The 12,315-nt window shown below is 45.5% G+C and carries 12 protein-coding genes; 6 read left to right on the top strand and 6 right to left on the bottom strand.

What is annotated here, in order from left to right; all coding sequences use genetic code 11:
• Positions 1-148: 148 nt before the first annotated feature.
• A complete protein-coding gene (locus ACS8E3_RS01010; protein WP_439240295.1) occupies positions 149-1,384 on the bottom strand; it encodes an acetate/propionate family kinase in 1,236 nt (411 codons plus the stop codon).
• Positions 1,385-1,878: 494 nt separating this feature from the next.
• Between ACS8E3_RS01010 and lptM the strand changes: the two genes are divergently transcribed.
• The 4 genes from lptM (at position 1,879) to ACS8E3_RS00990 (ending at position 5,726) form a co-directional block, all read left to right on the top strand.
• Positions 1,879-2,154, top strand: a complete 276-nt coding sequence (gene lptM / locus ACS8E3_RS01005) for an LPS translocon maturation chaperone LptM (protein WP_439240293.1) — start codon at positions 1,879-1,881, stop codon at positions 2,152-2,154.
• 74 nt (positions 2,155-2,228) lie between these two features.
• Positions 2,229-3,602, top strand: coding sequence for a diaminopimelate decarboxylase (gene lysA / locus ACS8E3_RS01000; RefSeq protein WP_439240291.1), 1,374 nt, complete (start codon positions 2,229-2,231; stop codon positions 3,600-3,602).
• 229 nt (positions 3,603-3,831) lie between these two features.
• Complete coding sequence (gene dapF / locus ACS8E3_RS00995) at positions 3,832-4,716, top strand: diaminopimelate epimerase (protein WP_439240289.1); 885 nt, start codon at positions 3,832-3,834, stop codon at positions 4,714-4,716.
• A gap of 29 nt (positions 4,717-4,745) precedes the next feature.
• Positions 4,746-5,726, top strand: coding sequence for a tyrosine recombinase XerC (locus ACS8E3_RS00990; RefSeq protein ID WP_439240287.1), 981 nt, complete (start codon positions 4,746-4,748; stop codon positions 5,724-5,726).
• Between the two features lie 173 nt (positions 5,727-5,899).
• On the opposite strand, the gene ACS8E3_RS00985 is transcribed toward ACS8E3_RS00990, so the two are convergent.
• A complete protein-coding gene (locus ACS8E3_RS00985) occupies positions 5,900-6,772 on the bottom strand; it encodes a carbon-nitrogen hydrolase family protein (RefSeq protein ID WP_439240285.1) in 873 nt (290 codons plus the stop codon).
• A gap of 203 nt (positions 6,773-6,975) precedes the next feature.
• On the opposite strand from ACS8E3_RS00985, the gene rpoN reads away from it, so the two are divergent.
• Positions 6,976-8,655: an RNA polymerase factor sigma-54 gene (gene rpoN / locus ACS8E3_RS00980; protein WP_439240283.1), complete on the top strand. Its 1,680-nt coding sequence runs from the start codon at positions 6,976-6,978 to the stop codon at positions 8,653-8,655.
• Between the two features lie 452 nt (positions 8,656-9,107).
• Positions 9,108-9,488, top strand: a complete 381-nt coding sequence (gene hpf / locus ACS8E3_RS00975) for a ribosome hibernation-promoting factor, HPF/YfiA family (protein ID WP_439240281.1) — start codon at positions 9,108-9,110, stop codon at positions 9,486-9,488.
• Between the two features lie 351 nt (positions 9,489-9,839).
• On the opposite strand, the gene thiS is transcribed toward hpf, so the two are convergent.
• The 4 genes from thiS to ACS8E3_RS00955 all read right to left on the bottom strand — a co-directional run bounded on the left by thiS (position 9,840) and on the right by ACS8E3_RS00955 (position 12,190).
• Entirely contained in the window at positions 9,840-10,040 is a 201-nt protein-coding gene (gene thiS / locus ACS8E3_RS00970; protein ID WP_439240279.1) for a sulfur carrier protein ThiS, read from the bottom strand.
• Between the two features lie 106 nt (positions 10,041-10,146).
• Positions 10,147-10,512, bottom strand: coding sequence for a DUF423 domain-containing protein (locus tag ACS8E3_RS00965; RefSeq protein ID WP_439240277.1), 366 nt, complete (start codon positions 10,510-10,512; stop codon positions 10,147-10,149).
• A 69-nt stretch (positions 10,513-10,581) separates the two neighbouring features.
• Positions 10,582-11,445, bottom strand: coding sequence for an RNA polymerase sigma factor RpoH (gene rpoH, locus ACS8E3_RS00960; RefSeq protein WP_439240665.1), 864 nt, complete (start codon positions 11,443-11,445; stop codon positions 10,582-10,584).
• A gap of 274 nt (positions 11,446-11,719) precedes the next feature.
• Positions 11,720-12,190 (bottom strand): sulfurtransferase TusA family protein, encoded by a 471-nt coding sequence (locus ACS8E3_RS00955; protein ID WP_439240274.1) that lies wholly within the window; start codon positions 12,188-12,190, stop codon positions 11,720-11,722.
• Positions 12,191-12,315 lie beyond the last annotated feature (125 nt).

The raw sequence follows: 12,315 nt of genomic DNA, 5'->3' as shown, positions 1-12,315 counted from the left end.
CCTACGGTTTGTTATATTTTTAATGACTGGGTATGTATGATGAGTGACTATTATTCTGCTAATTAAGTGACTGGGCTAACAAGCGACTGGCTTGAGCGTTTAAAAAAAGCGCCATAATGATACAGCGCTTTTTTAGTTTACCCCTGTCTTAGGCTAGGCCGAGCGTTTGCCGCGTTTCTTTAGCGATTTGGCGCTCTTCGTCAGTCGGAATAACCCACAGCTCGATACTGCTATCGTCACTTTCAAAGCGTCCTTCCGCGCCGCCAACGAGCGTTTTGTTTTTGTCTGCATCGAACTCAATACCGAAATGTCGCATGACGTTTAGAATGCGTGCACGCGTGGTTGCTGAGTTCTCCCCGATACCGCCAGTGAAGACAATACCGGTAAACTCAGGCAGCGCGCAGCTGAGGCTCGCTAAGTATTTACCGACGCGATAGGAGAACATCTCGATTGCTAGTTCAGCATCTTTATGCCCTTCATTGGCGGCTTGCTCAACGGTACGTAGATCGTTAGAGAGACCAGAGATACCAAGTAGGCCGCTTTCGCTATTGAGCATTTTATCGATCTCTTCTAAGCTCATACCTAACTGACGTTTTAGGTGAATGTGCAAGCTGGGGTCGACATCACCACTACGTGTGCCCATCATTAGGCCCTCAAGCGGCGTAAGCCCCATACTAGTATCTAGACTTTTGCCATCATAAACGGCAGTCGCTGAGCAGCCATTACCTAGATGCGCTGTTAGCCAACCATGTGGGCCTTTGGCATCCGTAATTTCACTGGCTCTTTCTGAGACATAAGCATGTGAGGTGCCATGGAAGCCATAACGGCGGATTTTTTCTTCTTCGTAAAGGACTTTTGGAATCGGATAACGATAAGCGACGGGCGGCATGGTTTGGTGAAAGGCAGTATCAAAAACCACGACTTGCGGGACATCAGGATAGATAGCTTGTACCGCCTCAATGCCCAGAGCGTTGGCTGGGTTATGTAGGGGTGCTAATGATTTTAGACGTTTAACTTCGGATAACACGTGATCATCGATTTTGACCGCCTCTGAATACTCGCGGCCGCCATGAACCCCGCGATGACCGACGGCTATAAAGTGATATTGCTCTAGCAGCTCAAGCACTTTTTGTAAGGCGAGTTTATGACGACCACCTGGAATAGCAATTTCAAGCTTTTCACCATTCAAAGCGGTATGTTTGATACGAGCGGTATCGAGGCCTAAGTTTTCGGCCAGTCCAGTAATACGAGTCGATTCATCCTCGCTAATCAAAGCGTATTTAATAGAGGAAGATCCACAGTTGAGGACTAAAGTGGGATTGGTTAATGCTGAGCTGCCCGAATTATCATCGCTAAAAGTGGGAGTGCTGACGCTGTCATTCATGCTCTATCCTTAGATTATGGCTGTTGGATTATGGGTGGAAATAATTAGTAATATAATGAGTAGGGGTTTGAATTATTAAAGCTATTTGGAACACTAAAGCTGAGTAAAAAAGGTAGAAGATAAAGACAAGGTAGCATACTTTATAACAATTACCACGCCCGCTATTAAGCGCTATACCACAATAACTATAAGGTTTAAGACAAGCATTCGTCAAGTATTAGTTACAGCCGTACACTGAGTGTATAAAAAAGCGGTAGAGAAGGTATTATTAAATGTAGCACCTATAAAGAATAATGATAGGCAAATATTGCAACTAAAATTATCGCTAAACTAAGTCAAGCGCTACCAATTAATGCTATGATTACAGGCCTATTTGATGCTCGAGACTGGCTAGCGTTTTGCTGTTACCGAGTAGGATTATTTAGCTTTAAAATATCAATAGCTGATTGTTAGTTTTGAGCATTCAGTGACGCATTGTTAATGGCTTACAACTTATGAAAACTCAAAAACCAAATTTTATATTACCAAAAATTACTGCTATTAGCATTACTCTAGTGGCTTTGGGCTTAAGCGGCTGTGGACAAAAAGGTCCACTATATTTGGCAGATAGCGAGCAAGAGCTAGTAACCAGCTCTGAGGTCTTAGAGAGTACCAGCCAGCCGCAAGATGCTGCTTTTGCTGGGGTGAATGATGGCGAGTATGAGCGAACACGTTATCTTGAGGAGCAGCAAGTGCTGCCTGAACCGAGCGATGATCCAAACGATTACTGATCGGTGCTGCAGTTTTGATAATTTGATACCTTAATAATTTTCTTTGAAAACCTGAATAAATTAAAGAGATGACTATGAGTGATGCTGAATCGCAAAAAGAGGCAGCTGTGGCAGATAGCCAAGCGATTACCCTGCAAACTGAGCAAGGGTTATATATCGATCCTCAAGCTTTGAGCGCCCATCTACCAGCGCTGAGCTATCGTAATAACGAGCTCTATATTGAGGACGTTAGCGTGAGCGGTTTGGCTGAGCAGTACGATACGCCCTGTTATGTCTACTCCAAGCAGGCGATCTTAGAGGTTTATCAAGCTTATAGCGACAGCTTTGCTAGCCTTGAGCATCAGATATGCTATGCGGTAAAAGCTAATTCTAACCTAGCCGTATTGGGCGTTTTGGCGCAGGCGGGTGCCGGCTTCGATATCGTCTCGCGTGGTGAGCTGATGCGTGTGTTAGCGGCTGGCGGGCAAGCGGCTCGCGTCGTCTATTCAGGCGTAGGCAAGACGCGCAGCGATATAGAGTTTGCGTTAAATCAAGGCATTAGCTGCTTCAATGTCGAGTCCATCAGTGAGCTGTCATTGATTAATGAGGTCGCCGCGCAGCTAGATAAGCCGGCGCCAATATCGCTACGGGTCAATCCCGATGTCGATGCAGGCACCCATCCTTATATCTCAACAGGGCTTAAGGATAATAAGTTCGGCATCGCTCACGATAAGGCACTCGCCGTTTATGCGCAGGCTGCCGTGATGTCACATATCGAGATTGTCGGTATTGATTGTCATATTGGCTCTCAGCTCACCGAAGTTGCGCCGTTCGTTGCTGCTTTAGATAAAATTATCGAGCTGGTGCATGCTTTAGCCGATCAAGGCATTGATTTGCAGCATGTTGATTTGGGTGGCGGACTAGGTGTGCGCTACATTGATGAGTCGCCAGTGTCTATCGCTGATTTTGCCGCGGCGCTGTTGCCGAAACTCACTGAGCTTGGGCTAAAAGTATTCTTTGAGCCGGGGCGTAGTATGGTCGCTAATGCCGGCGTGCTACTAACCAGTGTTGATGTGCTCAAGCCAACAGAGCATAAGAACTTCGCTATCGTTGATGCGGCGATGAATGATTTGATCCGTCCGGCGCTGTATCAAGCGCAAATGGCAGTGATTCCGCAGAGACTGCCGGATGCTGGTATAGCTACAGCTAACACCCAAGCTTGGGATATCGTCGGCGCTATTTGTGAGACGGGGGATTTTTTAGCTAAGGATAGAGTGCTATCGCTTGCAGCAGCTGATATTCTAGCTATCACTGGTGCTGGCGCTTACGGTTTTACTATGAGTAGTAACTATAATTCGCGCCCGCGTGCAAGCGAGGTTATGGTGGCAAAGGATCAGCATCAATTGATTCGCAAGCGCGAAATGATCGAAGACTTATACCGTGATGAGATGCTTTGGCAAGATCAATAGCGAAACGGCTAGCTTGTGATTAGCTAAGTCATAAAAAGTAGCATCTAAAAATGTCATAGCGATTTAAAAGAACCCATTTTAAAAAAACCCACTGTCATGATGACAGTGGGTTTTTTATGGCGACTACTTCATGGCTATCTCTACCATTCATCACACGCTGATAGTTATCATTGTATAGGGTAGCGTGCTAATATAACCGACATATAAAAACAGCATAGGACACAAGGATATGTTAATAGAATTTACAAAAATGCATGGGCTAGGTAACGATTTTATGGTTATCGACTTGGTGACTCAGCGCTTGGATTTAACCAAAGAGTTAGTAGAATTATTGGGAGATCGGCACTTAGGTATAGGCTTTGATCAGCTGCTAGTCGTTGAGCCGCCAATGCGTCCGGATGTTGATTTTAGCTATCGTATTTTCAATACTGATGGTACTGAGGTTGAGCAGTGCGGCAACGGCGCGCGCTGTTTTGCCCGTTTTGTACAAGCACGTAAGCTGTCATTCAAACAGCGGTTGCGGGTTGAAACTGCTAGTGGTGTTATTGCTTTGACCACCGACCGCTATGGCTGGGTTGAAGTTGATATGGGTAAGCCCAAGTTTGAGCCGGACGAGATTCCTTTTACCCCAAAAGCCACTACTAAAATCCAAAACGCTTATCACCTCGATGTGGCAGGCACGCCGGTACAGCTTTATGTGGCCAATATGGGCAACCCGCATGCAGTTATTAAGGTCGATGATGTGTTAGATGCTGAAGTTGCTACTTTAGGTAAAGCTATTGAGTCGCACCGAGCGTTTCCCAATCGGGTCAATGTCGGCTTTATGCAAGTGATGAATCAGCGTCATATTCGTTTGCGGGTTTATGAGCGCGGGGTTGGCGAGACTCAAGCTTGCGGCACCGGCGCTTGTGCGGCAGTCGCTATCGGTATCCGTGAAGGCTGGCTCGATGAAGGCGAGGATATACGAGCGCAGCTTTATGGCGGCAGCATGATTGTGAAGTGGCAACCGGGCTATGCGGTGATGATGACCGGCCCCACCGCCTTTGTATATGAAGGGGTATTCAGTCCCGATGGTATTATGGCGCAAGCGGGCATCAAGCCTAGTACGTCCTAGCTAAGTACGGTCCAATTAAGAGAGCATTTATGAGCGTCAAAGACTATGTCAATCCGGCAGCGGATATAGAGCCAGATGCGGCATTACGCGAGCTATTGACGCCGGTGAACCGTTGGTTAAATATCTTATCAGTACGCAATCACTCTGAGCATACTTTAGCGGCGTATTTTGCTGGTGTTAATCAGTTGGCATTATATCTGCGCGGTAAGCGTCTGACTTGGACGCGCTGCGATAAGCGGCAATTGGCTCAGCATATCTCTCAGCGCCTCGATGAAGATAAGCTTGCTCTAGCTAGCGTGCAGCAAGAGCTCTCCGCGATTCGTCATTTTTATAGTTGGCTTATCGAAGAGGATATAGCGCGTATCAATCCGACGACTGGCTATCAGCTCAAGCGTAGTCCGCGGCCGCTGCCCTCTATTGCCGATATTGATTTGCTCACCCAACTTCTAGAGCAAGAACTACCCGATACCCCCGAGCAGGCGCGATTGTGGCTGCGTGATAAGGCTATGTTTGAGCTGCTCTATAGCAGTGGTTTACGGGTAGGCGAGCTGGTCGCGCTCGATATGATGGATATCGATTTAGCTGATCTACGCGTTCGGGTGACCGGTAAAGGTAATAAAACGCGCCTGGTTCCTATCGGTAGCAAAGCCGCTGCAGCAATTGAGCGCTACTTACCGCATCGTAACCTTTGGGTCGAACAACAAGATAGCGCCTTATTTATCAGTGAAAAGCTCGGTACGCGGCTGTCCACTCGCGCCGTGCAGCAGCGTTTAAAGGTCGCGGCCAAACGCGCCGGTATCGCGCAAAATCTTTATCCGCATCTACTGCGCCACTGCTTTGCCTCTCATATGCTATCTGGCAGCGGTGATTTGCGCGCGATACAAGAGATGCTTGGCCATAGCGATATTAGTACCACGCAGATTTATACGCATGTCGACTTTGCTAAGCTGACGCAAGTCTATGATCGCGCCCATCCGCGTGCGACTCATGCTCAGCAAGATAGTGAGTGATAGTAAAATTAAAAATGACACTGCGTTTAATATACAAGTTATGTTCGTGGAACTGGGATGAGTTTTATGCAGCCTCTGTGATAACAGCACGCCAGTAAAATTTATACCAGTTCTACGTGATAATATAGCGTTTTTAGTTCAATTGAATTTACACCCATTTATTATAAATACTATTAGGCCAAGCGGTGACATTGAAAAATAGGCATTTTCTCACGGCCTTGTTGCTGCGCTGACTTATCCAAACTAGCAAATACTAAGGCATAGCCTTTGTTATCCTTAGCTTTAATCTCACTACTCTCATAACTATCGATAATCGTGCCGTCAAAGGCGGTAATGGCACTATGTCCCCAAGTCTGCCGCATTTTATCGTCCTTATAATGATGCTCGCCCCCTTGCGCCGCGCCTATCACTAGACACTGACTATCTAGCGCCCGCGCTCGTAGCAGTAGCTCCCAATGCGCTTGTCCGGTCAGATATGTGAAAGCCGAAGGGGCGCTCAACAGCTCCGCACCGGCTTGGCGTAGGCGCTGAGCAAGCGCTGGGAAGCGCAAATCAAAACATACCATCATTCCTAGTTGATAGATCTCTCCTGCGACTTCTATAGGAGTGACTACTGTCTGGGTTCCTGGCTCAAATGTTGCCGCTTCGTTATAACTGCCTTGCTTATCGGCAACCGTCGCGGTGAATAGATGAATTTTGTCATAACGGGCTACTCGCGTGCCATCGGGCGCAAACAGCTGACTGACTTGACGTAACCTACTATCAGGAACGACAACGCCATCCGGACGAAACGGACAAGGTAGTGAGCCGGCTAACAGATGCACGTTATGCTCGCGGGCATAGCTGGCAAGCGTCGCTGATAACGACTCAAAACGCTCCGCAGTAGCAAACTGACGGCCCATGCTACAACAGTTCTCAGGCAAGACGACGAGCTGCGCGCCTTGAGTGCTCGCTTCCCCAATCCCGGCTTTTATAGTGCTAAGATTGGCTTCGATATCTTGCTGACTATTCATTTGCAGCGCCGCGACGCTTAATAATTTATTCATATGGTTTCTCGTTTAATAGCAATAAACATTATTTTCTAGCAATAAAAAAGGCTATGACGCTATATATGTTATAAATTATCATAGCAAGATTACTATGAAAAATGCTATCGTCATGGCCCAATAGGGTTAATAGAGTTATAAGTCAATATCCATTGTTATTATTAAACACAACCACACCGATATTGGAGTGCAATAAACTGCTCATGAGTATGTCATTTGGCTTGGGCGCCACGCTAAACACCTCACAGAAGCTCACCCCGCAGATGCAGCAAGCTATCAAGCTCTTGCAGCTCTCTAGCCTTGAGTTAGCGCAAGAGGTGCAAGCCAAGCTCGAGAGTAACCCATTACTTGAGCGTATTGAGGACGAGGAAGACAGTTACGACAGTGATGATAATAGCGCTCTAGAAACGGCTGAAGATCCGTCAACGCTCGAGATGTGGAACAGTGGCACTAACGATAATGACGATAGTTATGACAGTTATGACGGTTACGATAGTCAAGACAGTGTAGATAGCTTCGATAAATTGCAGCAAGCCCATATCGACGGTAGCGCGATGGATATCGATAATGAGGCGATGGCTGACCCTACTCATGATAGCGCCTACGCTGACCAGCACGCTTTCGAGACGACGAGTTTTACGGCAGCACCCTCAGATCAAGCCGCTTCCAGCCATATCGATTTTGATGATTTGGAGCGCTATCAAGGCGCAACCAACGCCAGTATCCAAGACTACATACGTTGGCAGCTCAATTTTAAACGCCTATCAGACACCGATACTATGATTGCCGATTATCTGATCGACGCTATGGATGAGATGGGTTTTATCCGTTTAGATATCGATGAGTTACTGCAGAGCTTTGCAACTATGGCAAGCTTTTATCAGTGGCCAGAGCCAATAGAGTACGATGAAATAACCGTCATGATTAGGGTCATTCAGTCTTGTGACCCCTTAGGGGTAGGAGCGCGTGATCTGAGTGAGTGCTTGGCCATACAGCTCAGCAAGCTTGATCTTAATACAGAACATCTAGCCGACGCGCAAGCCCTACTGTCTGCCAGCGAGCATTTAGTAAGCAATAATATTAAGGCGCTAACGCAGTCAACAGGCCTAAAAGCAGAACAGATCACCCCAGCGCTAAGCTTATTACGCCAGCTCAATCCTGCGCCGGGTCTCGCCTTTCAAAGTAATCAGCCCAGCTACGACCAAACTCCTGAGAGTTATGATATTCCGGATGTCTTGGTTACGCCCATTCGTCGCCACCGAACAGCGGCTCTTGAAGCGGATAGGGCAGTTGATGACGAGCGCTGGCAAGTCAGTCTTAATCCAGAGACGCTGCCGAAACTACGTATTAACAAAGACTACGCCAATCTAGTCAAGCGCGGTGATGATAGCTCGGACAATCAATATCTGCGTGAAAACCTCACCGATGCCAAACTATTTATTCGGAGTATTGAGGAGCGTAACCAAAATCTATTAAAGGTGGCGACCAGTATTGTAAGACGTCAGCAAGAGTTTTTACGTCATGGCGCCTCCGCTATGCAGCCTCTTATCCTAAAGGATGTCGCTGAAGAGGTGGATTTACATGAATCTACGGTCTCCCGTTTAACCACCAGCAAATCCATCTTAACGCCTCAGGGGCTATTTTCGCTGAAGTACTTTTTTTCATCGCATGTTAGTAGCCGTGAGGGCGATATCTCGTCGACCGCTATTAGCGCTAAGATTCAACAGCTCATCGCTAATGAAGCTCCGAAAAAGCCTCTTTCTGATAGTCGTCTGCAGCAGCATTTGCATGAAGAGGGTATCGACATCGCCAGACGTACGGTAGCCAAATATCGCGAAGCTATGGGAATTGGTTCCTCCACCCAGCGCAAACAAAAATATTAGCGCGGGTGAGGATCAGTTTAGAAGATATAATAATCGCTACGAATAAAAATAAAATTTTTTGATTATATAGACTTTAGCAATAGATAACAGTTAACCTTACATTTAATTACAATATAGCGTCTTGCTACTCTTAGGTATTCATGACAAATTAGAAGGGCATCAACAGCGAAAACTGAGCGATATTTAGCAATTTAGAATCGGCGATTTAAAGCCTTTAAAAGACGGATTCAAAAGTATTCTAGGGCGTTAGTAAGGCCTGATAACGAGTTTTGACAAAAGGAGATTTGAAGAAGCGATACTTTATATAGAATGCAGTATTTGCTATATCGTCATTGATTTCTAGGACTGCCTTTTAACATCAGTTTTTGACAGTTTGATTGCACTAGCTGATAACGGTTCGTTTACCGTACTATCAGTTCACTATAAGTGGTAATAAATATAAGGATAAGTATATGAACGTATCTATTAGTGGTCACCATATCAGTGTTACCGATGCCATGAATACCGCAGTTCGCGAAAAGCTAGAAAAGATTGAACGTCATTTTGATCAAATTCAGAGCATTCAGGTTATTTTGTCTTTAGACAATAGCGGTGCAAGCGATGGTGGTAAAAAAAGCCACAAAGCCGAAGCTATCATGCGGGTCTCAGGTCAAGAAATGTTCGTTCAGGCAAAAGACGATGACATGTACAAAGCCATTAATGAGATGGCTGATAAGCTCGAGCGGCAAGTACGTAAATATAAAACCCGCCAACAGGATAAGAAGACTCGCGCGACTGGACGTGACAGCAGCTATAATAATAGCGAAGCTGCTGACGCTGCATCGGCGATGTAACGATAAACTTGCTATCAAGATAAGTCTATTATACAGATATAAACGCTTTGACTGGTTTGGTTGTACTTATAGCTAATAATAAACATAACAACAAAACTTAGTTATGCTTATGCCAGGCCAGTCAATCAGCTGTATGTAATGGACTACATCATTAATGAGTAGAGAAGTTAACCACAAGACTAGAAGTGAAATAACTAAAGGTGTAGCGCATTTTTAGCGCTAAATTTGTAGAGCAAGTTATTGCAGAAATAAAAAGACCTCAATCGTTTAGTCGATTGAGGTCTTTTTTAGGCTTAGAATTTATCAATTGAGTTTACAAGAATAGAGCTTTATTTATAGACAATAAACGTTTTAGCCACCACCAACTGCTTGTACCACCTCGATAGTCATCCCTTCTACTACTCGCAGCTGCGCCAACTCGCTTTTAGGAATGAGATCACCATCGACCTCTACCGCATAGCGCCCTTTACTTAAGCCAAGCTCATTGACTACTAATTGCACCGTTTGATGCGTGGTTTGTAAGGTCTTACCGTTGACGGTGATGGTGCTCATAAGATGCTCCGTAATCCTGTTTTATAATAATTAACCAGTGCTTTAGCCGTTTTAACCTGTTTATACTCTTATTGACATTGGCAGACAGTTTTAGCTTGCTGCAACGTTATTTACTTAAGTGAAAGGCGTTGACCGCTAGCCATAGCCAACCTGCTATCATTAGCACCCCGCCTATAGGGGTAATAGCGCCAAACCAACGCGGTGCTCCTAGGGTCATAGCGTAGAGACTACCGGCAAAAATGATAACTCCGAGCTGTAACAGCCAAGCCGTCGTCTGAGTGGCGTAATTAAGGCGCAATAATATGCCAACCAATAACAGTCCAAGTGCATGAATAAGCAGATAAAGCGTAGCGGTATGCCACCAAGCGAGCTGCTGCTCATTGACTAAGCTTTTGAGTCCATGAGCACCAAACGCGCCTAGAGCAACTGCGATAGCCATATTTATGGCAGCAATACCTATCCAATTAACCATTCTCAAACTCTTAGTTTTTATAAAAAATAGCGGTATGTATGATAAATAGTTAAACCACTAATTCAATCATTACTGGATATCGTCGGGCAAAATAACACTCTCAATCGTCATGGCATCGCGAATTTTGTCCATCGCGTTCTTTTCGATCTGACGCACACGCTCGGCCGATATAGAATAGACCGCTGCCAATTCATGCAAGGTGGATTTTTGCTCACTAAGCCAGCGCTGCTCAACGATATCACGAGAGCGATCATCCAACGTACCCATCGCTTCTATCAACGCGGATGAATTATTGGCTTCCCAATCAGACTCTTCTATCATCTCAGCCGGGTCTATCCCGTCCTCTAAGAACAGCTGCGGCGCGTAACGTCCATCGTCATCATCGCTTGATTGGGTCTCAAAAGAGGCGTCATAAGAGGTCAGCCGCGATTCCATCTCTAGCACTTGTTTGCGCGTGACGTTGAGATCGTTAGCAATCGCGTCAGCTTCTTCTAAAGTCAGCTGGTTGTTGGTCTTTTTCAGGCTGCGCAGGTTAAAAAATAACTTACGATGCGCTTTGGTGGTAGCTACTTTGACAATGCGCCAGTTACGAATCACAAACTCATGAATCTCAGCTTTGATCCAATGCACGGCAAAAGATACTAAGCGCACGCCCTTATTTGGATCGAAACGCTTGACCGCTTTCATCAGACCTAAGTTGCCTTCTTGAATCAGATCCGCTTGCGGTAGGCCATAGCCTGAATAGCTACGCGCGATATGTATCACGAAGCGCAGATGCGACATCACCAATAACCGCGCCGCCTCGACATCGCCCTCATCATAATAGCGGTGCGCAAGCTCTTGTTCTTGCGTCGGAGTGAGAATAGGAATTTGGTGCACGGTATTAATATAAGCGCCCAAATTTACCCCAGGAGCCGACAGATGAGTTGGCATGGCAGGAACTAAGTCGCGAGTGCTGGTCTTTTCTAAAGCACTAGCATCGTATGGCGGACGCTTAGCCGCTGCTTCCAATGCCGCTTTGCGCGCGGCATTTTGCTCAGTAGTCACCTTGTCATTACTGCGAGTTTTTTTGGGTGGTGAAGATTTTTTTGTCGCAGAATCAGTGGTAGGAGTAGTCATATCTTTGACCTTAATCAAGTAAATAGGCAAATAAATAAACAAGTATGCAAAATAAAATAATTATGGTAATTGTAAAGGATAGCAGTGCTTAGTTGCTATCGGTTTTGGTAATGATGAAGTGAAATATTGTATCGGCTGCTTGTGTCTTTTTGTCATCGCTAACGGCGTTATCAGTGACTGTATTCACTAAAATAACTAACGAAGTAGCACTATTAGCTTGAGATTGTCGACAAAAAGCAGTGATGTCCGCTTGCGAGTTGGGATCAGTAGCAACGATATATAAAGACTCACCTACCGCTACCTCTCGTAGAGCTACTTTAGTCTTTAATAATGGCAGCGGACAAGCCAAACCGCGACCATCAACGAAACCTTTTATAATAATGGTAGAGTCAGTTTTTATGCTTATTTCATTATCTAAGTTTGACTTTACCTCACTAATATAAGAGTCAGGTAATAGCGCTAACAAATTAGCGATGACTTGTTGCTCATCGGCAGACAAAGCCGATGATACCTTTATGCCATAAGGGGCAGATACAGGAGTTTTAGACGCAGCTGACATAAAACAAACCTTGAACGATAAATGCTTATTATAACAAACTGCTAGGCTAGGAGAGCAGTTGAATATCATCATCACTATGTTTGATAAATATAGCTTTAAATAAGCAAAAATATAAGGCAAAGCAT

The organism is Psychrobacter sp. 2Y5, from assembly GCF_051847375.1.
Taxonomy (GTDB): Bacteria; Pseudomonadota; Gammaproteobacteria; order Pseudomonadales; family Moraxellaceae; genus Psychrobacter.
The sequence above is the reverse complement of the archived record's forward strand: the minus strand, read 5'-3'. Positions and strand labels throughout refer to the sequence as shown.